Source organism: Aeromonas sp. S18(2024), assembly GCF_041402525.1.
Classification (GTDB): Bacteria; Pseudomonadota; Gammaproteobacteria; order Enterobacterales; family Aeromonadaceae; genus Aeromonas; species Aeromonas enteropelogenes.
Genome location: NZ_JBGLQV010000004.1, coordinates 212,419 through 237,614, shown reverse-complemented (window position 1 = coordinate 237,614; position 25,196 = coordinate 212,419). Strand labels below are relative to the sequence as shown.

Below are 25,196 nucleotides of genomic sequence, written 5' to 3'. Positions count from 1 at the left end.
AAAGACCCCGCTCATTGGCGGGGTCTTGTTATTGCAACTGACCGGTTGCGGGAACAGGTCGCCGTCGCTTAGCCGCGCTTGGCCTGCTTCTGGGCGATGGCGTCGGCCACGTCGGCCGGCTCCAGCACGATACCTTCCTGATCCGGAGTCGGGAACACGGCGACACACAGCTCGTCCTGCTCCATGCCGTCGATCCAGCGCTCCAGCCACACCTTCAGGGTGATGGACTGTGGCTTGCAGTCGGCCCACTCGCCTTCGGCCCACGCCTTGGCGTACTCGGGATGCGGCCATACCGGGATGCAGTCTTCATCGTCGGTGGTCAGCATCATGACGCCGTGCTCATCGGTCAGCACGTAGAGCTCTTCATGCTCGACCAGCTTGCTGATGAAGTGATCGTATCGGTAGTCGGCATTCAGTTGCAGCGCGGCATTGCGCTCGGTGTCGCTCAGTTCATAACTCATCGGCCAAGTCTCTCTCTCGATAAAAGGGCGCCATGTTCACATCTTGTGGTCAGCTTGTCCAGCTCGCCGCCCCCGGCACCGAATGAGGGGTTGGGGCGCCCACAAGAATAGGGCAGAAGCACGCCACATAGCGGCTCCTACCAGGATATTTCGTCAAAGTTCGGGGGTAACCAGCTCGATCTCCGCCACTTCGCTCAGCTTCTGGCGCAGCCAGTAGGCGGATTCGACCTCAACAAAGCAAAGCTGATCACGGCCACTGGCCGCCGCGGCCATCAGCTGCTCGAAACGCTGTTGCTGCTGCTGTTGCCAGGCCTGCGCCAGCTTGGTGCCATGGGCTTCATCCACCACCTCGCGGCGCAGTTCGAACAGGTTGTCGGTGATGGGACTGTTGATCTTGGCGGCGCTGTGCCAATACATCAGGAGGTTGTCCATCATCTCGGCATCATAGTTGGCCAGGGCATCGAGCTCTGCCGTGGCCCCACTAGCGCCGGTGGCAAAGTCGCACCAGCCCGCATCGAGGGAGGCCAGCTCACCGGCCGACGCCCCTTTGGCGTGCTTGCGCAGCTGGGCGACATCGCTCCCCTTGCGAGCGGGCAGCCATACCTCCCCCTGGCAGGAGTCCAGGAAGGATGTCAGCAATGACGTCTGATAGACGGGAAAACGGGCAGAGAGCGAATGCAGCAGGGATACCAGAGTGATCTTGACCATGGACGATACCTTGAACCGAGCGAACAGTCGCCGACGGACCGTTCGATATAAAAGGAGTGACCTATCCTATCATGTTTGTACGACCCAAACCTTTCGATAAACCGAACGCCAAGTACTTGATAACGACCAAAAAAACAGCATTCACCCCATACGCCCCCTGCAAAGCGCAATAATTTGAGCCAGCGCCCACTAAAGTGGCGACAGGGATGCTAGTTTGCTTACATCTTTAGCGTAAGGAGTGGATCCATGATTGGTATCGATCAGATTTCGGATGACGTAATAAACCAGTTGAAGATACTGGCTTGCTTTGATCCAGCCAACATGAGCCTGGGGATCAAGTTGCGCAGCGATATGTCAGAGGAGCTGTGCCAGGCGGCGGCTCGCCTGCATCAGCAGGGACTCATCAGCGCGGAAGATGGCGGCTATCTCACCCCGTTTGGCATGACCATGGTGGAGCATCTGCAGCACCTGCTGGTCGCACTCAAGCCTGTTTGACGGGTTGCGGTGCCCAGAGCGAAAAATTCAGCAATTTCCAATGCCGTCCCTGATGCAGGTGACAGGCAAACAGCAAAGGACCTTCGGGTCCTTTTACTTTGCCGTCCACCAGCCACTCCCCTTCCTTACCAGGTAGAGGCTGGGCCTGTATCTCGTCAGGCTGGCGATCACTGCCCAAGCGCACCGCCACGAATTGCCGGCAGACACTTTGTGCCTGCATGGCAGCTTGCACCGGCACTTCCGGTGTCGACATGGAGGTAGCAAGGATCAGCAGTGGCAACAGCATGATTCAACCCGCGTCCTGAGCCCTGACGGGCTCCAGATAAACAAAAAGCCGTGGTACCTGAGGCACCACGGCTTTCTTAAATTCTGTAAGATTACAGAGCAGTTACGTTCTCAGCCTGCGGGCCTTTTTGACCTTGGGTCACAGAGAACTGTACGCGCTGACCTTCAGCCAGGGTACGGAAACCGTTACCTTGAATGGCGCTGAAGTGAACGAAAACGTCCGGGCCGTTTTCTTGCTGGATGAAGCCAAAACCTTTGGTTTCGTTGAAAAACTTAACGGTACCGGTGATCATGTTAGACATATCTTTAAACCTGTATTCAAAATAATTACTTATGCTTTTCAGCGGGTAAAGCTCAAAAAACGGGATTAACTTATGAACAACAGGAAAAGATGTAAAACATCAAATTCATTGACATAACTATCGCCCTTTCAAGCTGGATAGGATTATACGTGGCTTTGTAGATTACGCAAACAAATTTGTGCCCTGCGGGAGCAGGGCACAATCGTTTACAGACTCGGCGCTTCCAGTGCTTGTACCAGGGTTTTGAGGAAGCGTGCCGCCTCGCCACCGGTGCAGGCTCTGTGGTCAAACGTCATCGACAAAGGCAGTGCCCGAACCGGCCTGGCCTCCCCGTGAATGAAGACCACTTTTTCGAACAATTTCCCGGCCCCTATGATGGCCACCTGGGGCGGCGTCACTATGGGGCTGGCGTAGCGACCCGCGATGGCGCCAAAGTTGGTCAGCGTGATGGTCGCCCCCTGCAACATCTCGCGTGGCACAGCACGTGCCTTCACGTCGGTTATCATCCGATCCAGCCCTTGGCGGATATCGACCCCTTCCCGCTCGGCGACGTTCTCCATCACGGGCACATAGAGCCCATGTCTGGAATCCACCGCAATGGCCACATTGACCTCGTTGAACAGCCGCCTTGACAGGGTCTCGCCATCGAACCAGGCGTTCATGGAGGGCTCTGCACGACAGGCCACGCCGATGGCCTTGATGAGACGTACCGTCACGTCTTCATCGGCTCGCCAGTGACGCAAATCCACCTCGTCGGTGATGCTGACCGGCACCACCGTCTGATGGGAGATCTCCATCGCCTTGGCCATGGCCCGGCGCGATCCCTTGAGAAATTCGTTGCCACTGCCCTGCATCGCTTCGAAGGCCGCCTGCACATCCTGCTCGGTCACCATGCCGGCATTGCCGCTCCCCTTGAGTCGCTCGATATCCAGCCCCAATTTCTGGGCCAGCAGGCGCACCGCAGGCATGGCCCGCACCAGAGTGCCGCCGGGCGCAACGGCCCCCACCACGAAGTGATCCTCGATATGATGCTGATGGGCGCTCACCTTGCCCACTACTGTGCCGTCATCCTCGCCCCCTTCAAATTCCACCAGCGGGGCGCCGATATGGAGGATATCCCCCTCCTCGCCGCACAGGCGGGCGATCACCCCCGCCACCGGTGAAGGCACGTCCACCAGCGCCTTGGCCGTTTCGACCGAGAGCAACACCTGATCGACCGCCACGGTATCGCCGACCTTCACCTTCCACTCAACAATCTCGGCCTCGGCCAGTCCTTCGCCCAGATCCGGTAATTTGAAAAATTTCATGACCAGTTCTCCATCAGCTGGTGAGCCGCATCCGCGATATCCTGCTCGGTGATGAGGTAATACTCTTCGTTGCGATAGTAGGGCACGGCCGCATCCACCCCGGTCAGGCGCTTTGGTGGCGCCTTGAGAGAGGTCAATGCCTGCTCGGTCGCTCGCGCCACAATCTCGGCGCCCACGCCAAAACTGCCACACGCCTCGTGCACCACCAGCAGGCGGCCGGTCTTGCGCACCGAAGCCAGGATAGTCTCCATGTCCAGCGGCTTGATGGTAGCCAGATCCAGTACCTCGCACTGGATATCCTGCTCGGCCAGCAGGTTCGCCGCCCGCATCACCTCCTGAATGCAGGCACCCCAGGCAACGATCGTGATATCTCGCCCGGGCCTCAGGGTAAAACAGACGTCCAGCGGCAGACCGATGCCATCATCCACCACGTCGGATTTCATGGAGCGATAGATGCGATCGGGTTCGAAGAACATCACGGGATCCGGATCGCGGATGGCCGATAGCAGCAAACCATAGGCGCGCCGCGGGCTGGAGGGGATCACCACCCGCAGCCCCGGAATATGGGCAAACAGCGCCTCGACGCTCTCGCTGTGGTGCTCGGGCGAGTGGATGCCGGCTCCATAGGGGGAGCGGTAAACGATGGGACAGGAGAGGCGGCCGCGCGTGCGATTGCGCATCCGGGCTGCCTGGCAGATGATCTGCTCCATGCCGGGGAAGATAAATCCCTGAAACTGGAACTCGGCCACCGGCTTGAGCCCCTGGGTCGCCATGCCGACCGCCACCCCGGCGATCAGCCCCTCGGCCAGCGGCGTATCTATCACCCGCTTGAAACCGAACTTGTCGCGAAGGCCCACGGTGGCGCGAAACACCCCGCCATTGACCCCCACATCCTCCCCCAGCACCACCACGTCGGGATCATGTTCCATCTCGTAGTGAAGGGCCATATTGACCGCTTCCAGCAGACTCATCTCACTCATGGCCAGCCTCCCACTTCATCCCCTTGGCTATGATCCGCTCGCGCTGGGGCAGCAGCTCGGCTGGCAGTTCGGCGTAGTGATAATCAAGCAGTGCCTCCGGTGGTTGGGGTTGCATCGCCTCGTAACGTGCCACTGCCTGCTCCACCTCCTGGCTCGCCTCGGCCAGCAGCGCCTGCTCCTGCTGTTCATCCCACCACCCTTGGCTGTGCATGAACTGCCGCAGCCGTTTGACCGGCTCGCGGGCCCAGGCGGCCTCAACTTCAGCCCCGTCACGATAGCGGGTGGCATCGTCGGCGGTGGTGTGATCCCCGAGGCGATAGCTCACCGCCTCGATCAGGGTCGGCCCCTTGCCGGTGCGAGCCCGCTCGATGGCACTGCGGGCGGCATCGTAGACAGCGACCACATCGTTGCCATCGACCTGCAGGCTGCGCACTCCGGCCCCGATCCCTTTCTGGGCCAGGGTCGGGGCGCTCGACTGCAACTTGCGGGGCACCGAGATGGCCCACTGATTGTTGTTGATGATGATGACCATGGGCAGATGCCAGACGCCGGCGCAGTTGAGCCCCTCCAGAAAGTCCCCCTTGGAGGTGCCACCATCGCCGATGGTGACCACGGCAACCCTGGGCTGGTTGCGCAGCTTGAACGCGGCGGCAATGCCGCAGGCATGGGTGATCTGGGTGGCGATAGGTACGCAGATCGGCAGATCCTCCGAGGGAGTGCCGTCAGCCTTGAGAAAATAGCTGCCCCTCTCATCCCCTCCCCAATACTGCAGGTTCTTCTCCATGGGCACGCCCCGCACGTAGAGGGTGGGCATATCCCGGTAGTAGGGCACATAGACATCCTGCGGCTGCATGGCAAGACCAATGCCGACGCCGACCGCCTCCGCCCCGAGATGGGAGGGGAATGTGCCGAGCTTGCCGGTTCGCTGCAGCGCGATCGCTTTCTTGTCATAGCTGCGCACCATCACCATGTTGCGGTAGAAGGTGTGCAGTATCACCTTGTCCAGCCAGGTCGGCAGGTTAGCAACCTGGCCCCCTTCCGCATCGAGGTAACGAAGGAAAGGGATGTCGACATGGGTCATAACTGGCTCCTTGCCGTTGAGAACGCCACCGGGAGTGGTGACACCTCAAATGTAAATATCATGTTAATGAAAAAGCAAAGGGAATCAGCCAGGTAAGACCAGTAGAAACTTCTTTGAAATAGCAAATAAATTGAATTTTCGTCGAAAGAGGTAGCGTGATGCCGTAAATGGTGCAGGTTTTCAGGAGCTGATACAGAACGCCAATACACCCAAAAGGGAGTCGAACTCCCTGGTATCAATCCAGCCAGCGTATCAGCTGGCTGGCCATTCTCGGAGGCAACAAGGGAACCCGGGCACGCAACCTGCTTCGCCAGGGTTCTGTCTGCAGGATCGGACAAGTCTGTATCTGCCGTTCGGCGCCTGCGACCCAGACCCGTTGATCGATAAGTGAGTCGAGGGGGAGCTGGACCTGCCAGTGAGGAAAGATCTCGGCCGTAGTAAGCCCGTCCACCCCACTGACGCCCTCCCCCATCGGAGCGGAAGTGAGCCAGGGGTAAAGCACATGCAATCGCCCCGGATTGACCATCTCCAGCAACTGACCAAGGCTTGGCTGCGAGAAATGGGGATCGCCCGCCGCTTTGAGCAGATGGCGCGCTCCCGCCAGCACCACCACACCGCGCTCGGGCAACCCGGCAATACAGTCGGCTATCGCCTGATCCCGCCCCCTGTTGTGATATTGCCACGCCTCGGGAGTCAGCTCCTGCCACTCAAATGGCGGCTCGCACAGATGAACCCGCAACCTCAGTTGCGCAGGACGCGCCAGATTGCTCTGGCGCAAGGCAGCAAAGAGGGCTGGAAACTCGGGGGGCATCCAGGCGGTGAAAGCGCTGGAGTCCAGCCAGACCGGATAGAGCCTCTCCAGCGTGAGTGGCTCTCCCTGCCAGCCATCTGCCCCCGCCAGCCAGGCGTCTAGCAAACCCTGATGGCGGCGGTTGCCGCACTCAAGCACCAGATCCGTCATCACCCCCCAGAGCATCGGATCGCAAAGCCAGGCGTGCTGGCGCCTGATAAATGCGGGGTGCCAGTGCGGCTCCCCAAGCCCCACCAGCTTGCCTGCCAGCAGCGCTTCCCTGATGGCTGCGACCGGGGTCACGACTGCACCTCCCGCTCTGCGGCCTGAAGGCGCTTGCAGACAAGCTCACCTATCTTCGCCAGCCAGTCAGGATGCACCATCTCCTGATGCAGACACGGGAAGTGCTGATAGTGGATCGTCCCTCGCGTCAGGGTCTCCCAGCCACGGCCATCCAGCCAGGGCTGACGGGAGCCCACCGCCTCGATAAAGATCACCTCTCCGTGATAGCAATAGTCGACAGGCTGGCGGATCAGCCGGTTATTGTGGTCAATCAGCCCGATCATGGCGCTCACCACTTGCTCATCGAGCATGGCCAGCGCACTTCCTTCCTCCCCCAACCGGGCAACCACCTCTTCACGAGTGAGGGAACCCAGCGCCGCGTCCGACACGGCAATGCCTCCCATCCGCAGCAGAGCATCGAGCATGTGCTGCTCGTCGGGCAGCGGCTGGGTGTGCCACTGGTGACAGGGATAGGCATCGAGCAGCAACACCATGGCCACCTCCTGCCCCTGCTCTTGCAACATGGCCGCCATCCTGTGAACCAGCATGCCACCTATCGACCAGCCAAGCAGCCAGTAAGGCCCCTCGCTCTGATGGCGGCGCAGCTCGGTCACATAGTCAAGCGCCAGCTCATCGAATGTGACGGGCAAAGGAGCATCAGGCTGGCAGAGGGCCCGGGCCTGCAGGGCATAGACCGCCATGCTGGTAGGCAGATGGGCCACCAGCGAGGCATAACACCAGCCAAGGCCACCGGCGGGATGGACACAGAAAAGAGTTGGACCGGATAGCCCCGCCTCCTCCCTGCGCCCCCTGAGTGGCAACAGCATTGGCATCCCTTCTCGCTCGCCGCCAAGATGCCGTGCCAACTGAGCGGGGCTAGGTGTTTCGAACAGGCTGGCCAGGGAAAGCGTCTGGCCGAGCGCCTCTTCAATGCGTACCACCAGTTGCGCCGCCAGCAGAGAGTGGCCGCCGAGAGCAAAGAAGTTATCCCCGGCGCCGACCCGCACCAGCCCCAGCACCTCGGCAAAGAGACGGCAGAGCCGCTCCTCCAGCAGGGTTCGCGGCAACTGCTGGCCAACTGCGGTAGCAAGATCTGGCAGCGGCAATGCCTTGCGATCCAGCTTGCCGTTGGGAGTGAGCGGCAGCTCGGCCAGAGTCACCAGCAGCCCCGGCACCATGTAGTCGGGTAGCGCGGCACTGAGCGCAGGCGTCAGCTCGGCTAGAGTCAGCTCGACGCCATCAGAGGGCACCACATAGGCCACCAGCCGGCGATCGCCTTGGGCAAACTCGGGGGCCAGTACCACTGCCTGTGCCACGCGGGGATGTTGCAGCAACACCAGCTCAATCTCCTCCAGCTCGATGCGCTGACCGCGGATCTTCACCTGAAAATCGAGGCGCCCCAGATACTCGATGGCGCCATCCTCGCGCCAGGAGGCCAGATCGCCGCTTCGATAGAGGCGCCCCGCCCCGAAGGGGTTGGCAATAAAGCGCTCGGCGGTAAGCTCGGGCTGTCCGAAATAGCCTTCTGCCACCTGTACGCCCCCTATCCAGAGCTCTCCCGCTACACCGGGTGGCACTGGCTGCAGCCAGGGATCGAGAATATGGATACAGGTATTCCAGACCGGATAGCCGATGGGCACGCTGGTCACCTCCTCATCCGCACGGCAAGGGTACCAGGTGACATCCACTGCCGCCTCGGTCGGGCCATAGAGGTTGTGCAGGGGCGCGGCAAAAGCGCCATACCAGCGCTGCACCAGATCGGCCGGCAGCGCCTCGCCGGAGCAGAAGACCTGGCGCAAGGTGCGGCAACGCTTGGGCTCGGCCTGACCGACGAAGATCTGCAACATGGAGGGAACGAAGTGCAAAGTGGTGATCCCAGACTGTTCGATAAGCGCGGCAAGATAGGCGGGATCCTTGTGGCCGCCCGGTTTGGCGAGCACCAACCGCGCCCCCGTCATAACAGGCCAGAAGAACTCCCAGATGGAGACATCAAAACCGGCCGGCGTCTTTTGCAGCACTCGATCCGCTGGACTGATGGGATACATATGTTGCATCCAGAGCAGTCGGTTGACGATGGCGGCGTGGCTCACCACCACCCCCTTGGGGCGGCCGGTCGAACCCGAGGTGTAGATAATGTAGGCGGCATCTTCCGGTTTGGGGGCCGGCAAGGTGCAAGGAGCCACCGCCGCCAGCGTCTTCGCCACCTCCGGTGCATCAAGGCAGACGGCAGGTATGTCGGGCGCCACCGACATGGCCAGGGCTCGGCAAGTCAATAACAGCGCAGGTTCGCTGCTCGCCAGAATGTAGCCGATCCGCTCTGCCGGATAGTCTGGGTCAACCGGCACATAGACGGCCCCCACCGCCATGATGGCCTGCTGGGCCAAGATGAGCTCGGGCGAGCGGGAGATCACCACCGCCACCCGGCAACCGGGACCTATCCCCCTCCCCACCAGATAGCTGGCCAGCTGGCGAGTGCGCTGGCGCAGCTCGGCCACTGACCAGCGCTCCTCACTACATTCAAGGGCGATGGCGGCGGGGTTGGCCGCGGCCAACCCCTCGCCTAGCAGGGTGCTCAGCGTGGTGGATGGTAACGGATGGCTGGTCTCGTTCCAGCGTGCCAATTCAGCCTGCTCACAGGCCAGCAGCAGCGGCAGACGCACGACCTCAATGTCATCACCGGCATCACTCCAGGCCGCCAGATAGGCCACCAGACGGGCCAGATGGCGCTCACTCTCCTGACGGCTGAAGCGCCCCTGATGGGTCTCAAGGGTCAGGGTGACGTCGCCTGCTTCCTCGGCAAAGTAAAAGGCGCACTCTTCCACCGGCCCCGCCGCCAGTACCCGTACCTCCCCGCGTACCTCGCCAAAAGTCAGGGTGCGGGTAAAGGGCATCAGGTTGACCTGAGGGCCAAAGAGCGGCAGCCCGGGTTGACGCTGCTGCAAATGCTCCTGACGACAACCCTGATGGCGACGCAGGGCGGCAAATTGCCGCTCTACCTGCGCCAGCAGCTCGCCAACCCGGCTTGCCCCTGTCACCTCGATGTGAAGGGGCAGCACATTGACCTTCATGCAGGGGGTATCGGCAGCCTGTGAGCCCAGCCGCCCCATCAAGGGGATCCCCAACACTACCTCGCCAGCGCCGCTCATCCGGTGTACATAGCTGGCTACCGCCGCCAGCAAGAGGCTGTATGGATGGCAGGAAGAGCAGCCAGCTCGCGCCACCAGAGCCTGCCACAGTCGGCCAGCCAAACGCTGCTCGAGGCGATGGATGTATCCCGGCCCCTGCACCGGACGACGGGAGAGCGACGCCGGGCTCTCCACGCCAGCCAACTGCTGCACGAAGAAGTCGAGATCCCGCGCGGCACGGGGGGATGCCTGATAATCAGCCTCTTCGGCCAGCAGCTCGGTCTGGGTGGCATAACCGCATGGGGCTGGCAGACACCCGCGGCAGAGCTCTTCGTACCAAAGCGCCACCCGTTGGCAGATCAGGCGCAGGCCAAAACCGTCGATGGTGATATGGTGCACCGCGATAAACCAGGCCCACTGCCGGTCGGCAAGGCGGTAGAGGGAGGTGGCAAAGAGCGGGCCCTCGGCCAGATTGAAGGGGGTCGCCAACAGGGTTTCCATCTCTGCCAGCGCGGCTGCGAGCGGCTCGGCCTCACGGCGCAGATCCCGCTCTGCCATCTGCCAACAGGCGGGGTTGGCCTCCATGAAGGGGCCCTCCCCCGTTGCCACAAAGGCGCAGTGCAGACCGGGGATCTCATCGAGCGTCTGACGCACCGCCCGGATGAAGTGATGAGGGGCGAGCGCCCCCTCCAGCAGCCAGTACTCTCCCGTGTTGCAAGCCGGACTCTCCGGGTACTTTTGCTGGGCAAACCAGATGCCCGCCTGCGCCGTGGTGAGTGGCCAGCGCGGCTTGTCCCCGCCCTGGTGCGGGGCACGCATCGCCATTGTCTGTTCCATGGGAATATCCTTGCGCAACATCGACCGGGGAGCGTTTTCGCCTCCCCGAACGCTTGAAAAGCGAGGAAGCAGAGCCTCCTCAATGTAAGAAAAGGGCGATGCCCGCGACATCTGAAGATGCGGGGCTAGACGCCCAGAGTGGCACCGCCATCGACTACCAGATCCTGCAGGGTGATATGGCTGGCAGCATCGGAGGCGAGAAAGAGAACGCAGGCCGCCACGTCGGCCGGTGTGGCCAGCTTGCCAAGGGGGATCCCCAGCTTGAACTGTTCGGGGAGCCCGGCGATGGTTCTCCGCTCCCCCTCCCCGTCCTGCCACATGCCCCACAACATCGGCGTCTGGGTCGACCCCGGCGACACCAGATTGCAACGCACTCCGTAGGGGGCGAGCTCAAGCCCCGCCGTCAGAGTGAGGCTGGTCAGTGCAGCCTTGGAGGCACCATAGACCCCCATCCCCGCTCGCGGCACCTTGGCTGCATTGGAGGAGACATTGACGATGGCACCGCCTCGTCGCGTGCGAAACCAGGGGGCCAGAGCCCGCATCAGGTAGAAGGGGGCAAAGGTGTTGACGGCAAAGGTGCGCGCCAGCAGGACGTCATCCACTTCGTCGAGCCTGCCGGTGGCCAGCACGCCGGCAACATTGACCAGCACATCGGGCCCCAGCCCCTCTTCGAGCAACTGCTCGCAGCAGCGGGCGATGGCCTCGCTGTCGCTCACATCGATCACCACCCCCTTCACATTGCCGGGCAGCGCCTCGGCCAGCTGAAGATCGAGCACCACCACGCTCGCCCCCGCCTCGGCAAAGGTGCGCGCCACGGCATGGCCTATTCCCTGCGCCGCGCCGGTTACCCAGACGATTTTGCCTTGCCATTCGCTCATGGGGTGCACTCCGGCTGTCCGGCGTGACGGGAGAGCAGCGACCACCAGTGGGCCAGCGTCGGTTGACAGGCAAGTTCGGCGAGTTCAACCTCCAGGCCCCGCTGGCGCCACTCCTCCACCAACCCCATCACCGCCAGGGAATCGAGGCCGTAGTCGAGCAGGTTCTCATCCTCTGCCGGCAGCGTCTGCTGCATCTCTGCTGGCAAACGGGCCAATACCTGCGCCTGCAACAGCGCACGGCTAAGCGGAACAGCGTTTGCTGCCTCCAGCACCTCTGCCACCGTGAGCACCCGACCGGCATTGCGGCTGACATAAGAGAGAGCCAGCAGATGATCCTCACGGGAGAAGTCGGCGATGGCGTCGGCCACAAGGAAGGGGCGTATGTCGCGCATGAAAGCATCGACCGCCGTCTGCATCACCCCGATGTGACCGTAGATACCGCAGATCACCAGCTGATCCCGCCCCCATCCAGCCATCAGATCAGCAAGGGGGGAGCGGCAAAAAGCACTGTAGCGCCACTTGGTCAGCACAGTATCCTGCGGCTGTGGCGTCAGCGCCGCGACAATGGGCTGGCGTTCCGGCGAGCGGGTCAAACCCGGCCCCCACATGTCGCTGAGCAGGGCGCGATCAGCCGGACTCTGCTCGGCGGGCTGGGCGGTATAGACCACCGGCATGCCGAGGGCCCGGGCCTGGCGGCTCAGGAGCACGATATTTTCGACGACCTGGTTGATAAGCGGGTTATCCGGCCCATAGAAGTCGACAAAGTAACGCTGCATGTCGTGGATCAGCAGCACGGCGCGACCCGGTTCGAAGGGCCAGTTGACCCGTGCGGCGGGCAGCTCTTCTGCGGTGGGCAGCGGGTAGGCATCAAGGGCTTGAATGGTCATGCACACTCCTTGGCAAGCTGCTCGCGCAGCGTCTGTTTGTCTATCTTGCCGACCGGGGTCTGGGGCAGTTCATCCACCAGTACCAGGCGATCTGGCAACTTGTAGTCCGCCACCCCCTGCTCTCGCAGGAAACGACGCAAACGGGGCAAATCGAGGGACTCACGGCTCATCAGAAAGGCACAACTGCGCTCCCCCAGCAGCGGATCGGGCATGGCCACCAGCGCCGACTGCCGCACGTCGGGATGAGTGAGCAGCAGCTCCTCTATCTCAAGGGCGTCGATCTTCTCCCCACCCCGGTTGATCTGATCCTTGTTGCGGCCGACCACCATCAAATGGCCGCCGGGCAAGCGGCATACCAGATCGCCGGTGCAGTAGAAGCCATCCCGATCGAAGGCCCGCAGATTGTGGGCCTCGGCCTTGTAGTAACCACGGAAGGTGTAGGGGCCGCGCGTCCACAGCTCACCGCACTCGCCATCGGGCAAGGTGCGCCCGTTGCTGTCACGCACCTCCACCTCGTCTCCCGGGCTCATCGGACGTCCCTGGGTGTTGACGAGATGCCAGTGGTCATCCTCGGCGCGGGTGTAGTTGACCAGCCCCTCCGCCATGCCGAATACCTGCTGCAAGCGACAACCCAGACGGCTTTCCACCGCTTCGGCATGCGCAGGACTCAGGCGCGCGCCCCCCACCTGCACCCACTCAAGGGACGTTTGCGGATAATGGCTGGCCGTCTCCAGCCAGAGCGCAAGGGCGGGGGGTACCAGCGCGGCCCAGTTGACCTTGTGACGCTGTACCAGTGGCAGACAGGTTGCCGGTGAAGGCTCCGGCGCCATCACCACACAGCCGCCGACATGAAAAACGCCGAGCGATCCGGGAGAACTCAGGGAAAAGTTATGAGGGGCAGGCAGGGCACAGAGATAAATGACCCGCTCGTCCCAGCCGCAGACCGCCACGCTCTGGCGCACGCTGTAGCCGTAATCGTCGTGAGTACGGGGGATCAGCTTGGGAGTGCCTGTGCTGCCACCGGATAGCTGGAAAAAGGCAACCTGATCGGCCGGGGTCGGCACAGGGTGCGCCATTGCAACAGATGCCGGATGATCTGCAACAGAAACAGGGTCCGGCTCACGCCATGCAAACCCTTGTGCTGACGCCTCCCCATCTACAGGCTCGAAGAGCAGCATCTGGCAGGATGGCTGCGCCAGCGCCTCAAGGGCCGCCAGGCTGCCCGCCTCTCCCGCAAAACCCGGATGAGCAGGGCTCAGTACCAGCAGCGAGGGATCAATCTGGCTAGCAAAGGCGACCAGCTCGCGCCGCTGATGGCTGAAGAGGGCATGTACCGCCACCACGCCACAGCGGATCAAGGCAAACCAGCAGATATAGAATTCGGCGCAGTTGGGCAATTGCACCAGCGCGGTATCGCCGTGACCGAGCCCGCGGGCGGCCAGCCGCACCGCCAATGCATCGACCTCACGACGCAGCTGGCCATAACTCAGGATACGCTCGCCGCAGATGAGGGCTGTGCGATCGGGATAACGTTCTGCAGACTCATCCAGTAGGGCGGTAAGCGGCTGACCGCGCCACCACCCCTGCGCCCGATAGTGGGCTGCGCGTTCTGCGGGCCAGGGAGTAAAGGAGACCAGCGGCTTCATGCAGCCACCTCCGGCTCACGGCGCTCGAGGCCAAAGGCACGCAGCATGGTGCCGAGTTTGGCGGCCGTCTCCTGCCACTCCGCCTCGGGCGAGGAACCTACCACCACCCCGGCGCCGGCATAGAGACGCAACGTCTTTCCGGCCAGCATGCCGCAGCGAATAGTGACCACCCACTCGCCATTGCCATCGGCATCCATCCACCCCACTGCGCCACTGTAGAAGTGACGATCATATCCTTCCAGCCGGGCGATGGCCTGGCGGGCTTCCTCCTGGGGAGTACCACATACTGCCGGAGTGGGATGGAGCGCCAATGCCAACTCCAGCGCGGTAGATGGCTCGCGCAACCGCCCCTCGATCCGGGTCGAGAGGTGCCACATGGTGGGCGTGGCGATCACCTGCGGCTCAACCGGCACCTCGAGTTCGCGACAGAAGGGAGATAGCGCGGCTGCGACCGCATCGGCCACCAGCGCATGCTCATAGCGATCCTTGCGTGCCTGCAGCAGATCGGCGCAGGCTGCCTGTTGTTCGCAAAAGGCGTGGCGGGGACGGGAGCCTGCCAACGGGTTGCTCACCACAGTCATGTCATTGCGCGAGATCAGCAACTCTGGACTCGCGCCCAGCAGTGTCTCCCCCTCGGGAAGCGGAACCTGAAACACATAGGCCCCGGGATTCTGGGCCAGCAGGCTGCCATAGGCTTGCGAAGGGGCAGTACGCTGCGCGCTCTGCACATCAATGGCTCGCGAAAGCACTATCTTCTCAAGCTGGCCTTCGCTGAACTGCTGCAGGGCCTCTCGCACTGCCCCCTGATAGTGAGCCGCATCGGTCACCTCACACACCTTACCGTGCAGCTGGCAGTGGCAGCTGGGCAACAGGCGCTCCCGTGCAATCCATTGCCACTGTTCCGGGATCACCAGATGCCAGGGGGCTCGGGTGTCGAAGGGGATGGCGCCGATCGCGATGGGATTGGTCATGCCCTGTCGGCGCAATTGACGCAAATGGCTCAGCAACTGACCCGGTGCGATGCCAGTGAAGCTGTCGTGAATGCCCGAGGTGAGCAGTACCCGCTCACCACTGGCAAAACAGCAGGCTCTGTCCAGATCAGCCGCAGTGGCGGGCCACTCTTCTTCCTGTACATAGTCACACATGAGGGTGCTACTCCTTGGAATGAATCTCTGCCTGATGCTGACAAGCCCGTCATTCGACTCGCTTGGCAACAAGGTGAGCGGCATCCTAGCAAGGAGCAAAATCTGGATCAATACAAATGATAATCAATATCATTAACTTCTTTTCTGTCAAAAAGGGGAGCGTATGAATCTTTGAAAGAAAGCTAAAAAAAGAGTTGCGAACGAGGCAAAAGCAATTTGATAATGCTTATCATTTGAATATTATGGAAAATATAAATAATGAAATCCTCAGCCTCCCGTTTTGTCACTCCCACGCTACTGGCCACCACCATAGTGGCCTTGCTGACCCAGCAAGCCACAGCCGCCAATAGCACGCCCCAAGCCGACGAGGTGATCACCGTCACCACCACGGCACACAACACCCGCTCGGCACCGGCTTCCATCTCTGTCATCACCGCCGAACAGATTAAGGCGGCACCGATCAACGATCTCTCGGATCTGCTGCGTCACGAGGTGGGTATCCAGGCCGAAACCGATACCAATGGCCGCAGCGATATCGGCATTCGCGGCATGTCGGGCAAATACACGCTCGTACTGGTGGATGGCAAACGCCTCTCCTCCTCCAATGCCCTGTGGCGCGGCGGCAACTTCGACAACACTCCGGTTCCCCTTGGCATGATCGAGCGGGTCGAGGTGATCCGCGGCCCCATGTCAGCGCTCTACGGTTCCGACGCCATCGGCGGTGTCATCAACATCATCACCAAGCAGCCAGGCACGCAGTGGCAGGGGGCGGCGGATGCCGACTTCAAGGCCATAGAAGGCAAGGATGGCGGCGAGCAGCACAGAACCAACCTGGGCTTTACCGGCCCGCTCACCGACAACCTGCTGATCCGGATGAACGGCGAAGTCTATGATCGCCAGGCCTGGACACCCACAGAGGCAACCGACGGCATTCCCCTCATCGAAGCCAAACAGACGCGCAACTTCGCGTCCACCCTGAGCTGGCTGGTGGATGAGCAACAACGCTTCGAACTCGACTATCTCTACAACCAGGACGAACGGCCCCTCGACATTTTCCGCAAAACAGGCAACAAGGTGCACAGTCGCCAGCAGCAGAACGACCGCAATCTGTTTGGCCTGACTCACAAGGGGAACTGGAGCTGGGGTGACACCACCGTCATGGCCAATTACGAAAGCTCCCGGATCGACGACTTCAACACCAGCTACTCAGCCCCCCAGCAGCGCGAGCTGGAGGAGAACACCCTGACTCTCAAGGGTTACACCAATCTGATGCTGGCCAATCACTATCTGACCTTCGGCGGTGAATATCTCGACCGGGAGCTGGTGGATACGGTGAGCTACAAGGATATCGGCGGCAGGGAGAGTCACGCCCAGGAGGCGCTGTTTGCCCAGGACGAGATCGGCCTGACCGATAACCTGACCTTGACCCTGGGGGGGCGTTACGATCACCACGAGATCTATGGCGGCCACTTCACGCCGCGCGGTTATCTGGTCTATGAGCTGAGCGACCTGGTGACCGTCAAGGGCGGCGTCAGCCAGGCCTTCAAGGCGCCGGCTCCGCATCAATACTCCAAGGGTTACAGCATCGAGAGCTGCGGTGGCAGCTGCCTCATCTACGGCAGCGACAAGGTCAAACCCGAGACCAGCACCAACTACGAGCTGGGGATCATCGCAGGAGAAGGCATCTGGGAAACCAGCGCCACCCTCTTCTACTCCGACATAGAAGACATGCTGACCTTCAAGCAGATACCCAACTCCAAAGACCGTACCTGGTACAACCTGGATAAGGCCACGACCAAGGGACTGGAGCTGACCGGTCGCCTCGATCTGTTCGAGGATCTCAGCCTCAATGCCAACTACACCTACCTCAAGGCGGAAGGGGAGCAAGGTCAGCCCCTGCCCGAGCGCCCGGAGCACAAGGCCAACGCCAGGCTCACCTGGCAAGCCACCGAGCGGGTGAATGCCTTCGTAGGCACGACCTACACGGGCACCCAGTTTGCGGAGCAGACCGTCAACAAGGCCACTGTGTTGCATAAGTTACCCAGCTACCAGACGTTCGATCTTGGCACCGGCTTCAAGGTAACCAACAACTTTGATCTGCGAGTCGGCATCACCAACCTGACCGATGTCCGTCTGCAAGAGAAAGATGCTCTCTTCCAAAACGTGGAACCGGGCCGCAGCTATTACATCAGCGGCTCGGCCCGTTTCTGATCCGGCCCTCCACGCGGCACGGGAACCTTCCCGTGCCGCAATTTACGACAACAAGGGACAAGTCCCACTGGATAGCAATGAGCATGCTGATTTTCACTCTGTTCGAGGATCTTCCATGTTTCCCTCACTACTGAACGCATCGCCACTTGCCACTCTCCCCACTCTGGGCGAGTTGCTGGCGACGCTCCCCTGCCCCACCCGGCTTGCCCACCGGATCGGCTGCCACCGCCACCATGCCAGCCAGATCCTGCAAGGCATGGAGGATCGCCTGCTGCTGGTGATTGGCCCCTGCTCCATTCACGATCCGATCGCCGCTCGCGACTATGGCGCTCGGCTGGTCGAGCTGCAGACACGCTACGGCGATCAACTGCTGCTGGTGATGCGCACCTATTTCGAAAAACCACGCACCACCCTCGGCTGGAAGGGATTTATCTTCGATCCCTGCCTCGATGGTAGCGACCGACTGGCGGAGGGATTGCACCAGGCACGCGCTCTGCTACTGGAGCTGGGAGAAGCGGGCCTCGCTTGCGCTACCGAGTTTCTCGATCTCACCAGCATGCTCTATCTGGGGGATCTTATCAGCTGGGGAGCCATCGGAGCGCGCACCACCGAATCCCAGTTCCATCGCCAGCTGGCATCTGCGCTCCCCTGCCCCATCGGTTTCAAGAATGGTACCGATGGCAATGTCCAGGTCGCCGTGGAGGCGATCCTCGCCAGTCGGGCTGCCCACCTCTATACCCAACCGGATGGTGAGGGGCGCATGACACTGGTTCGTAGCCACGGCAACAAGGATTGCTACCTGATCCTGCGTGGCGGCCGCCAACCTAACTATCAACATGATGCCGTGAAACAAGCCTGTTTACTGTTGCAACGACACCACCTTGCTCCCCGGCTGATGGTCGATTGCAGCCACGGCAACAGCCAGAAGCAGCATCTTCGTCAACTGCGGGTGGCACAGGATCTGGCCAATCAGCTGACAGCCGGTAACCAGGGGATCGCTGCCGTGATGGTGGAGAGTTTCCTGTGTGAAGGGCGTCAGGAGATCAAGAGGGGTCAGCCACTTTGCTACGGCCAGTCGATCACCGACGCCTGCATCGGCTGGGAACAGACCCTGGTACTGCTCGATATGCTGGCCGAAGGGGTGGAAGCAAGACGCCGGCGGCGGATTGCGCTGGCAAGTTGAGATAAAACGGCGGCATTCCTGGTACAGCGCCAGAGCGCAATATGGCCCCGACGGGGCCACATTTTTACTCTCTTTGGCGGGCGTCAGGCGACGGACTCGCGCTCCACCAGCCTGGCTTCAAACTTGAGTGCCAAACCGTCGGCCGGCTTGTGATCGAGCAGGCGAAGGGCCAGCTCGGCGGCACGGCTCCCCATCTCCTCGATGGGATAACGCACCGTGGTGAGCTTGGGATAGATGTAGCGGGCGTAAGGAATATCGTCGAACCCCACCACCGAGATCTGCTGCGGGATCTTGTAACCCCGCTCCAGCAGACAGGAGATGGCTCCCGCCACCATGGCATCGTTGAAGCCAAGCACGGCGGTAAATTCAACCCCGCGGGAGAGCAGCTCGTTCATCGCCACATAACCACCGTTCTCATCGGCAAAGCCACGGCCGATCAAGGCCGGTTCCAGTGCGATACCGGCCTGGGCCAGGGTCTGGGTGTAGCCCGCCATGCGCTGCTGGCCGTCGACGAACTCTTCATCGTCCGAGGTGATAAAGGCAATCTTGCGGTGGCCGGCCTCCAGCAGATGCTGGCATGCCGTAGTGATACCGGCCTGGTTGTCGAGCCAGACGCAGCGATCTTCGGCTCCCGGCACCTGGCGGTTGATAAAGACCACAGGGGTGGATCCGGCGGCCAGCTCGCTCAGCTCCTCATCGGGCAACGCCTTGCTGTGCAGGATCAGGGCGTCACACTGGCGCTGCAGCAGGGCCTGAATGGCATGACGCTCGCGGGTGATGTCATGGTTGCCTGACATCACTATGGTGAACTTGTTGGCCCGATCGACCATGGCTTCAATGCCTCGCATCATCTGGGCGAAGAAGGGGCCGCCACAGAGATCGCCGACCAGCACGCCAATGCAGTTGGAGCGCTTGCTGACCAGGGCCTGGGCAAAGCTGTTGGGACGAAAATTGAGTTCCTTCATCGCCGCCAGCACGGCCTCGCGCTTTTCCGGCGCGACCTGTGCCGTATTGTTGATCACCCGGGAGACGGTTGAGATGGACACATTTGCCAGCTGAGAAACGTCTTTAATCGTTGCCACTATCCATTCCTTTATTGTGGGGAACCTGTCGGTACCGACGGCCCAGTATATCCTGCTCGCGGATCCGATTCCCGGAGCCAGGTCACCTGACAGGTTTCCTTTGGTAACAAATTCTTGCGCCGTGATACCCGGCGCCGGGTAACAGGCAGGGGCCAGCGGCCCCCGCATTCAATAGCCGTGCTTGAGTTCGCGATCGGACATGAACCGCAGCGGCTGCTGAAACTTGTGCTGATAGATGAGATCGAACGACAACACGTTCTGCACATAGTTGCGTGTCTCCCGGTAGGGGATGCTTTCGACCCACACGTCCATCGGCTTGTCGGCACTCTGCTCACGCCAGCGCTTCACCCGGCCGGGGCCTGCGTTGTAAGCCGCCGCCGCCAGGATCCGGTTGCCGTCGTAGACATCCAGCAGGCGTTTGAGATAGGCGCTGCCCAAGCGGATATTCATTGCAGGATCAAACAGTTGCTGCTCACTGCGATAGGGTACCCCAATCTTGCCGGCAGTCTCTTTCGCGGTCGCCGGCATCAGTTGCATCAGGCCCCTCGCCCCCACCGGCGATTGTGCCCGCGGGTAGAGGGCGCTCTCCTGGCGGGAGATGGCATAGAGCAGGCTCATGTTGACCGCCCGCTCGCGGGCCACCTGACTGAAGGTCTGCTTGTAGGGTTTGGGGAAGCGCAACTCGAGGGCATCCCAGGCCTCGGCACGGATGCTGGCGAGGATCGCCAGATCATGCCAGCCACGATTGAGGGCGATGTGGCCAAATTCGATGCGCTGGGCCACCGGGTTGCGATCCAGGTTGTGGATCCACTCCGAGCGGGCAGCCGCCACCTCGTTCATGGCCAGGAGCTCCTGCACCCGAAGCAGGAAGGGCCAGCGCCGGCTCGCGCTGCGCCAATCCGGTACATGCGGCACCGTCTGGTTCTTCATCCGGTAGGGGGCGCCAGTGCGCTGGGCGGCCATAAACCCGTAGAAACCACGCAGATTGGCGGTCTCCAGATAGAGGTCGCGGGCCTGCTTCTGCTGCCCTTGTACCTCCAGCGAGCGAGCCATCCAGTAGCGCCAGCGATCCTCCTTCTGGTGTGCCATCGGCATCATCTTCACCCAGCCGGAGAGGCCGCGCCAATCCTCTTCCCAGATGGCGAGCCTGGCTCGCAATTCGGTGATGTCCGGATCGGCCAGCAACCTGACCATGTTGTCCAGCCACTGGCGCTCGCTTCTCGAACGATCCAGCAGCAGGCGGCGGGCGATAGCCCGCTCCACCGGCTTGATCTCAGCCTGGCTCAGGCCAAAGCGGCTGCGAAACAGGTCGAGCTGGCGCAGCACAGCCTCCGGCTGCTGGTTGGCATAGCGGGTCAGCCCCAGCGACAACAACTTCCTGGAGTAAGGGTTGTTGCTGAAGTAAGTGGGGTTCATCGCCTTGGCTGGCTGCTCGAACAGGGTCACCATCTGGTTGCCATACCCTTGCAGGCCGGTGCCAAGGGAGGCCCCCAGATGGCGGATCAGGTTGGGATTTTCCGCCTCGAAGGCCATCGTCATCCGCTGCCAGATCTTATCCTGGGTGCGCAGACCAGCCCCCTGCCAGAGGGTGAACAGCGGATCACAGGCATCGGGACGGGATTGCCCGCTCATCCACATCTTGCCCGCCCCCTGCAACGCCTCCCTGGTCTTGCCGGTGTAATAGAGCGCCTGATAGTGCATGCAGAGCAGGTCGGTCGATTTGGGCTTGGCCGGGTAGAAGCGCAGGAACTGCGACCACTGCTGGCTCTGGGCCAGATAAGTCAGATAGGTACGCTCCAGCCGGTTGGACTGGGGGGTATCCCCATGCTGGCGGATGAAACGGGTCACATCCTGATAATCGGCCGCCCCGGGCCGAAAGGCGAGCTGGAAGTAATCGAGATAGGGCAGCAGAGGATAATGGGTCAAGCGAGCGCGAAGCTGCTGAAAACGGGCCTGATCGTTGGCCCGCACGGCATCATAGGCCTGACGGTACAGACTCTGATCCTGGGTCTGGGCCATGATCCCTGGCGCAAACAGTGTCGTTAAGAGAATTCCCCACACAGCTTTCACTGAACATCTCCATTGGGAAGCACGCCACCGCCCGCAGGCGGTGGATCCGGAAATGCCCATTCTACCCGCAGCCGGGCGGTGCGAAAGCGGGGATGACGACTATTTTTCCGCGCAGGCCAGGTGGACGTCGCGCTGGTACTCGGGTTTGGCCAGCCGCTGCACATATTTCTCCAGATAAGGTACTGGCAACGGCTTGGAGGCGAGGTAACCCTGGTAGAAGCTACACCCCTGCGCCTTGAGAAACTCAAGTTGCTGGCGCGACTCCACCCCTTCCGCCGTCACATTGAACCCCATGTGGCGCGCCATGGCGATCACCGCCTCGACAATGGCCATGTTGTCCCCATCCCGCGGAATGTCCTGGATGAAGGAGCGGTCGATCTTGAGCTCGTCAGCGGGCAGCCGCTTGAGATAGCTGAGGGACGAGTAGCCGGCACCAAAATCGTCGATGGCAAAGCTGATGCCAAGGGCCTTGAGCTCCGCCATCTTGCTGATGGTGTCCTCGGCATGGCCCAGCACCACCGACTCGGTGATCTCCAGGTTGAGGCAGGCCGGATCCATGCCGGTTTGTGCCAGCACATCGTGGATCCGCTCGACGAAATCGGTGGCGTGAAACTGCTTGGCGCTCACATTGACCGAGATCTGGGGAATGTGGATGCCACTCTCCTCCCACAACACGTACTGGACACACGCCTCATGCAACACCCAGTTGCCGATGTCGACGATGAGATCCGTCTCCTCGGCAATGGGGATGAACTCGGCGGGCGAGACCAGGGCCCGGCCCGGCGGCTGCCAGCGGATCAGGGCTTCAATGCCGATGAGATCGCCGCCATCCACCAGGTGCTGCGGCTGATAGTAGAGGGTCAGCTCGTTCTTGTTCAGGGCGTTGCGCAGCTCGTTGTGGATGAGCAGGCGCCGATCCGCCTGATGCTGCATGGAGGCATCGAAGAAACGCCGCGTCTTGCGCCCGGCAGACTTGGCCTGGTACATGGCGGTATCCGCCTGTTTGAGCAGATCGTCGACCCCCTGTTCCCGATCCGGAAACAGGGTGATGCCGACGCTGGCGCCGATATGCAATACCTGCCCGCCATGGCTGTAAGGGGAGGCAATCTCGGTGATGAGGCGCTCGGCGATGATGTCGGCCTGCATCTCGGCCTGGGGCGGGCTGGCTGAGAGGGAAGGCAGCAGCAGCACGAACTCGTCACCCCCGAGGCGAGCGAGACAGTCCCCCTGACGCACCAGCCGTTTGAGACGGGTCGCCACCTCCTTGAGCAGCCAGTCACCGGTGGCGTGGCCGAGGGAGTCGTTGATGGTCTTGAAGTGATCGAGATCGATAAACAGCAGAGCCCCGATCAACCCATTGCGACTGGCCTCGTTGAAGGTCTGCACCAGGGTTTCGTGCAACTGGCGCCGATTCGGCAAACCGGTCAGCTCGTCGTAATAGGCCAGATCCTGGATCCGCAGCTCGGCCGCCTTGCGCTCAGAGATATCCTCGAAGCAGATGACGAAGTGGCTGATCTCCCCCTTCTCATCCTGCACCGGCGTCACGATTTCCCACTGGGGATAGACGTGGCCATCGGCATGGCGCCGCTGGGTCTCCCCCTGCCAGCGGCTCAGGGTATTGAGCTCGTAGCCCGGTTTTCCCATGGTGGGCCAGAGATCCTCTTCCAGATGCAGGCCCAGCACGGCCTGGCTGTCAAAACCGGTGATCTGGCTGAAGGCGTGATTGACCCGCAGCACCTTGAAACCGGGATCCGTGATGATGATCCCTTCGTGGGTTTCAAAGGCCACGGCGGAGAGGCGCATCTGGGCATCGGATTGCAACCGCTCCAACTCGGCCACCATGCGTACCGAGAAGGTGTTGAGCACAGAGTCGAGGTTGGCAATGTCGGCGGGAGCGGAGTAGAGCAGGGCCAGATGACCCAGCAGCTGGCCCCGGCTATCGCACAGCGGCTGGCCATAATAGCGCTGTCCGGGTCGGGAGGGGGTCTGGCATTCGCTCAGCTCATTCAGGTTCACCTGACAGCTGGTTCCCTGCCGATAGAGTTGCTGGCACGGGGTGCCCGCCAGGGGGTAATCCCGGATATCCAGCCCGTCGGCAGCCAGCACCTTGATCCTGTCCACCCCGCTCAGCTCACCCACCCAGACGGCATCCACCTTGAGGATGTGAGTCAGCTGGTTGACCAAGGTGTTGAAAAACTCGGTACCGGTACAGGCAGAAAGCGCCTGGGCCAGGCGGGTCAGCAATGAGGTCTGCAATGGCTGGGAGAGATTGAGTGATTCGGCCGCCGCGCTCATCCCGTCAAGGGGCGCCAGCCAGCCGCAGCACAACTGCTGGCTGGGCACGTATTGCCCACTCCAGATCACGTGACTGAACAGGCCCCGTTCATCCTTGAGATGGCCGATGAACTGTTCCGGCAAGGTGGATTGATGCAGACGCGCCAAAAAATCGGCAAAGCCCGCTTCATCTTCCGGCTGCAGGCAACCTGCCCAGGGGTGTTTCCCCTCCCCCTGCCACTGCTGGTAGGCGCCCTGATCGGAGAGGCTCCACTGATCATGCTGCCGATCATAAAACCACATGATTTGAGTGGCTTGCTGCTTCATCTACAACTCCAACACAACAATCGTTCACGTTTGATGTCCAGGCAGAACGGGCACAACCACTCCCCACATCGACTCATGAGTTCAAAGACAATCAAAGAGGGGGGGCTAACATGCAGTATCGAGCGGGGAAAACCGGGCGAACCGGACAATGAAGTCGACACAAGGTGCTGCCAAGAAGGGACAGAAACGATCCTATTCCCGTCATACTGCCTGCCAGTTTCAAGGAGCTCAAGCTATTTTTGGCACGAAACCGGAAAAGCTCACAATTTACAAATCGCTAAATACATGGCGGGAGATTTTGTGACCAATATCACATTTTCAATACTACCGATGAGTAATCTGAAGGTGAAGACACAAGCAAGACGACCCGAAGGGGGCCAATATGAAAATCGAAATTACCAGCAAAATCATCGACATCACCCCGGCTATCCGCGAGCGCATCGAATCCCGTTTTGACAAGCTCGAGCGTCTTCAGGTGCCTCTCATCACACCCCATGTGATTGTGTCCAAAGAGCGTCTGATGTTTATCGTCGAAGCCACTGCTGGCATCCCCAACGGCAAGCTGTTTGCCCAGGCAGAGCATGAGGATCTCTACGCCGCCATCAATGAACTGGGACAAAAACTGGAGCGTCAAATCAACCGCCACACCGAAAAACCGATCGCCCGTCGCGCCAATGGCACACGCAAGGAGATGCCACAACCGGATGAAGCCGACGCATAACTCCCGGCAAGGTTAACACAGTCATTCAACACAAAGGCGGGATATCCCGCCTTTTGTATGTCCGCTTGCATGCCCGCATTCGCTTACCGACATGGGCGACTCGAACCGCCCTTCATGCA

General features: G+C 61.2%; 20 protein-coding genes. 4 read left to right on the top strand and 16 right to left on the bottom strand.

What is annotated here, in order from left to right; all coding sequences use genetic code 11:
* Window positions 1-68: 68 nt before the first annotated feature.
* On the bottom strand, window positions 69-461 hold the full coding sequence (locus tag ACB034_RS09560) for a DUF2750 domain-containing protein (RefSeq protein WP_026457402.1): 393 nt from the start codon (window positions 459-461) through the stop codon (window positions 69-71).
* Between the two features lie 153 nt (window positions 462-614).
* Window positions 615-1,169, bottom strand: coding sequence for a hypothetical protein (locus tag ACB034_RS09555; protein WP_042025422.1), 555 nt, complete (start codon window positions 1,167-1,169; stop codon window positions 615-617).
* Between the two features lie 246 nt (window positions 1,170-1,415).
* Here ACB034_RS09555 and ACB034_RS09550 point away from each other — a divergent pair, with 246 nt between their 5' ends.
* Entirely contained in the window at window positions 1,416-1,664 is a 249-nt protein-coding gene (locus tag ACB034_RS09550; RefSeq protein ID WP_026457400.1) for a TIGR02647 family protein, read from the top strand.
* Here ACB034_RS09550 and ACB034_RS09545 read toward each other — a convergent pair.
* The 11 genes from ACB034_RS09545 to ACB034_RS09495 all read right to left on the bottom strand — a co-directional run bounded on the left by ACB034_RS09545 (window position 1,651) and on the right by ACB034_RS09495 (window position 15,209).
* Complete coding sequence (locus ACB034_RS09545; RefSeq protein ID WP_371172698.1) at window positions 1,651-1,950, bottom strand: hypothetical protein; 300 nt, start codon at window positions 1,948-1,950, stop codon at window positions 1,651-1,653. The two genes, ACB034_RS09550 and ACB034_RS09545, sit on opposite strands and share 14 nt — an antisense overlap.
* A 91-nt stretch (window positions 1,951-2,041) precedes the next feature.
* A complete protein-coding gene (locus tag ACB034_RS09540) occupies window positions 2,042-2,251 on the bottom strand; it encodes a cold-shock protein (RefSeq protein WP_005302803.1) in 210 nt (69 codons plus the stop codon).
* Between the two features lie 206 nt (window positions 2,252-2,457).
* On the bottom strand, window positions 2,458-3,558 hold the full coding sequence (locus ACB034_RS09535) for a dihydrolipoamide acetyltransferase family protein (RefSeq protein ID WP_371172697.1): 1,101 nt from the start codon (window positions 3,556-3,558) through the stop codon (window positions 2,458-2,460).
* Window positions 3,555-4,538 carry an alpha-ketoacid dehydrogenase subunit beta gene (locus ACB034_RS09530; RefSeq protein ID WP_124239729.1) on the bottom strand — a complete coding sequence of 328 codons (984 nt, stop codon included), beginning with the start codon at window positions 4,536-4,538 and terminating at the stop codon, window positions 3,555-3,557. The genes ACB034_RS09535 and ACB034_RS09530 overlap by 4 nt, the downstream gene beginning before the upstream one ends.
* A complete protein-coding gene (gene pdhA / locus ACB034_RS09525) occupies window positions 4,531-5,619 on the bottom strand; it encodes a pyruvate dehydrogenase (acetyl-transferring) E1 component subunit alpha (protein WP_371172696.1) in 1,089 nt (362 codons plus the stop codon). Before pdhA ends, ACB034_RS09530 begins: the two co-directional genes overlap by 8 nt.
* 235 nt (window positions 5,620-5,854) lie before the next feature.
* On the bottom strand, window positions 5,855-6,712 hold the full coding sequence (locus ACB034_RS09520; RefSeq protein WP_371172695.1) for a hypothetical protein: 858 nt from the start codon (window positions 6,710-6,712) through the stop codon (window positions 5,855-5,857).
* Entirely contained in the window at window positions 6,709-10,653 is a 3,945-nt protein-coding gene (locus ACB034_RS09515; RefSeq protein WP_371172694.1) for an amino acid adenylation domain-containing protein, read from the bottom strand. The genes ACB034_RS09520 and ACB034_RS09515 overlap by 4 nt, the downstream gene beginning before the upstream one ends.
* A 125-nt stretch (window positions 10,654-10,778) precedes the next feature.
* The gene (dhbA, locus tag ACB034_RS09510) at window positions 10,779-11,531 is read right to left on the bottom strand and encodes a 2,3-dihydro-2,3-dihydroxybenzoate dehydrogenase (RefSeq protein WP_371172693.1); all 753 of its coding nucleotides are present in this window, start codon (window positions 11,529-11,531) and stop codon (window positions 10,779-10,781) included.
* Window positions 11,528-12,418, bottom strand: coding sequence for an isochorismatase family protein (locus ACB034_RS09505; RefSeq protein ID WP_371172692.1), 891 nt, complete (start codon window positions 12,416-12,418; stop codon window positions 11,528-11,530). The genes dhbA and ACB034_RS09505 overlap by 4 nt, the downstream gene beginning before the upstream one ends.
* Window positions 12,415-14,064: a (2,3-dihydroxybenzoyl)adenylate synthase gene (locus ACB034_RS09500; RefSeq protein WP_371172691.1), complete on the bottom strand. Its 1,650-nt coding sequence runs from the start codon at window positions 14,062-14,064 to the stop codon at window positions 12,415-12,417. Before ACB034_RS09500 ends, ACB034_RS09505 begins: the two co-directional genes overlap by 4 nt.
* The gene (locus tag ACB034_RS09495) at window positions 14,061-15,209 is read right to left on the bottom strand and encodes an isochorismate synthase MenF (RefSeq protein ID WP_371172690.1); all 1,149 of its coding nucleotides are present in this window, start codon (window positions 15,207-15,209) and stop codon (window positions 14,061-14,063) included. Before ACB034_RS09495 ends, ACB034_RS09500 begins: the two co-directional genes overlap by 4 nt.
* Before the next feature lie 258 nt (window positions 15,210-15,467).
* Between ACB034_RS09495 and ACB034_RS09490 the strand changes: the two genes are divergently transcribed.
* Window positions 15,468-17,420 carry a TonB-dependent receptor domain-containing protein gene (locus ACB034_RS09490; protein WP_371172689.1) on the top strand — a complete coding sequence of 651 codons (1,953 nt, stop codon included), beginning with the start codon at window positions 15,468-15,470 and terminating at the stop codon, window positions 17,418-17,420.
* A gap of 115 nt (window positions 17,421-17,535) precedes the next feature.
* A complete protein-coding gene (locus ACB034_RS09485; RefSeq protein ID WP_371172688.1) occupies window positions 17,536-18,603 on the top strand; it encodes a 3-deoxy-7-phosphoheptulonate synthase in 1,068 nt (355 codons plus the stop codon).
* Window positions 18,604-18,686: 83 nt separating this feature from the next.
* Here the strand turns inward: ACB034_RS09485 and ACB034_RS09480 are convergent, their stop codons facing one another.
* The 3 genes from ACB034_RS09480 to ACB034_RS09470 form a co-directional block, all read right to left on the bottom strand.
* Window positions 18,687-19,685, bottom strand: coding sequence for a LacI family DNA-binding transcriptional regulator (locus ACB034_RS09480; protein ID WP_201940169.1), 999 nt, complete (start codon window positions 19,683-19,685; stop codon window positions 18,687-18,689).
* 168 nt (window positions 19,686-19,853) lie between these two features.
* A complete protein-coding gene (locus ACB034_RS09475; protein ID WP_371172687.1) occupies window positions 19,854-21,755 on the bottom strand; it encodes a transglycosylase SLT domain-containing protein in 1,902 nt (633 codons plus the stop codon).
* A gap of 99 nt (window positions 21,756-21,854) precedes the next feature.
* Complete coding sequence (locus tag ACB034_RS09470) at window positions 21,855-24,356, bottom strand: putative bifunctional diguanylate cyclase/phosphodiesterase (protein ID WP_371172686.1); 2,502 nt, start codon at window positions 24,354-24,356, stop codon at window positions 21,855-21,857.
* Between the two features lie 382 nt (window positions 24,357-24,738).
* Here ACB034_RS09470 and hpf point away from each other — a divergent pair, with 382 nt between their 5' ends.
* On the top strand, window positions 24,739-25,077 hold the full coding sequence (gene hpf, locus ACB034_RS09465; RefSeq protein ID WP_026456769.1) for a ribosome hibernation-promoting factor, HPF/YfiA family: 339 nt from the start codon (window positions 24,739-24,741) through the stop codon (window positions 25,075-25,077).
* Window positions 25,078-25,196: the final 119 nt, after the last annotated feature.

Bases quoted from the DNA above. Each gene is read 5' to 3' on its own strand.
- ACB034_RS09560 (WP_026457402.1), bottom strand. From the start codon at position 461: ATGAGTTATGAACTGAGCGACACCGAGCGCAATGCCGCGCTGCAACTG.
- ACB034_RS09555 (WP_042025422.1), bottom strand. From the start codon at position 1,169: ATGGTCAAGATCACTCTGGTATCCCTGCTGCATTCGCTCTCTGCCCGT.
- ACB034_RS09550 (WP_026457400.1), top strand. From the start codon at position 1,416: ATGATTGGTATCGATCAGATTTCGGATGACGTAATAAACCAGTTGAAG.
- ACB034_RS09545 (WP_371172698.1), bottom strand. From the start codon at position 1,950: ATGCTGTTGCCACTGCTGATCCTTGCTACCTCCATGTCGACACCGGAA.
- ACB034_RS09540 (WP_005302803.1), bottom strand. From the start codon at position 2,251: ATGTCTAACATGATCACCGGTACCGTTAAGTTTTTCAACGAAACCAAA.
- ACB034_RS09535 (WP_371172697.1), bottom strand. From the start codon at position 3,558: ATGAAATTTTTCAAATTACCGGATCTGGGCGAAGGACTGGCCGAGGCC.
- ACB034_RS09530 (WP_124239729.1), bottom strand. From the start codon at position 4,538: ATGAGTGAGATGAGTCTGCTGGAAGCGGTCAATATGGCCCTTCACTAC.
- pdhA (WP_371172696.1), bottom strand. From the start codon at position 5,619: ATGACCCATGTCGACATCCCTTTCCTTCGTTACCTCGATGCGGAAGGG.
- ACB034_RS09515 (WP_371172694.1), bottom strand. From the start codon at position 10,653: ATGGAACAGACAATGGCGATGCGTGCCCCGCACCAGGGCGGGGACAAG.
- dhbA (WP_371172693.1), bottom strand. From the start codon at position 11,531: ATGAGCGAATGGCAAGGCAAAATCGTCTGGGTAACCGGCGCGGCGCAG.
- ACB034_RS09505 (WP_371172692.1), bottom strand. From the start codon at position 12,418: ATGACCATTCAAGCCCTTGATGCCTACCCGCTGCCCACCGCAGAAGAG.
- ACB034_RS09500 (WP_371172691.1), bottom strand. From the start codon at position 14,064: ATGAAGCCGCTGGTCTCCTTTACTCCCTGGCCCGCAGAACGCGCAGCC.
- ACB034_RS09495 (WP_371172690.1), bottom strand. From the start codon at position 15,209: ATGTGTGACTATGTACAGGAAGAAGAGTGGCCCGCCACTGCGGCTGAT.
- ACB034_RS09490 (WP_371172689.1), top strand. From the start codon at position 15,468: ATGAAATCCTCAGCCTCCCGTTTTGTCACTCCCACGCTACTGGCCACC.
- ACB034_RS09485 (WP_371172688.1), top strand. From the start codon at position 17,536: ATGTTTCCCTCACTACTGAACGCATCGCCACTTGCCACTCTCCCCACT.
- ACB034_RS09470 (WP_371172686.1), bottom strand. From the start codon at position 24,356: ATGAAGCAGCAAGCCACTCAAATCATGTGGTTTTATGATCGGCAGCAT.
- hpf (WP_026456769.1), top strand. From the start codon at position 24,739: ATGAAAATCGAAATTACCAGCAAAATCATCGACATCACCCCGGCTATC.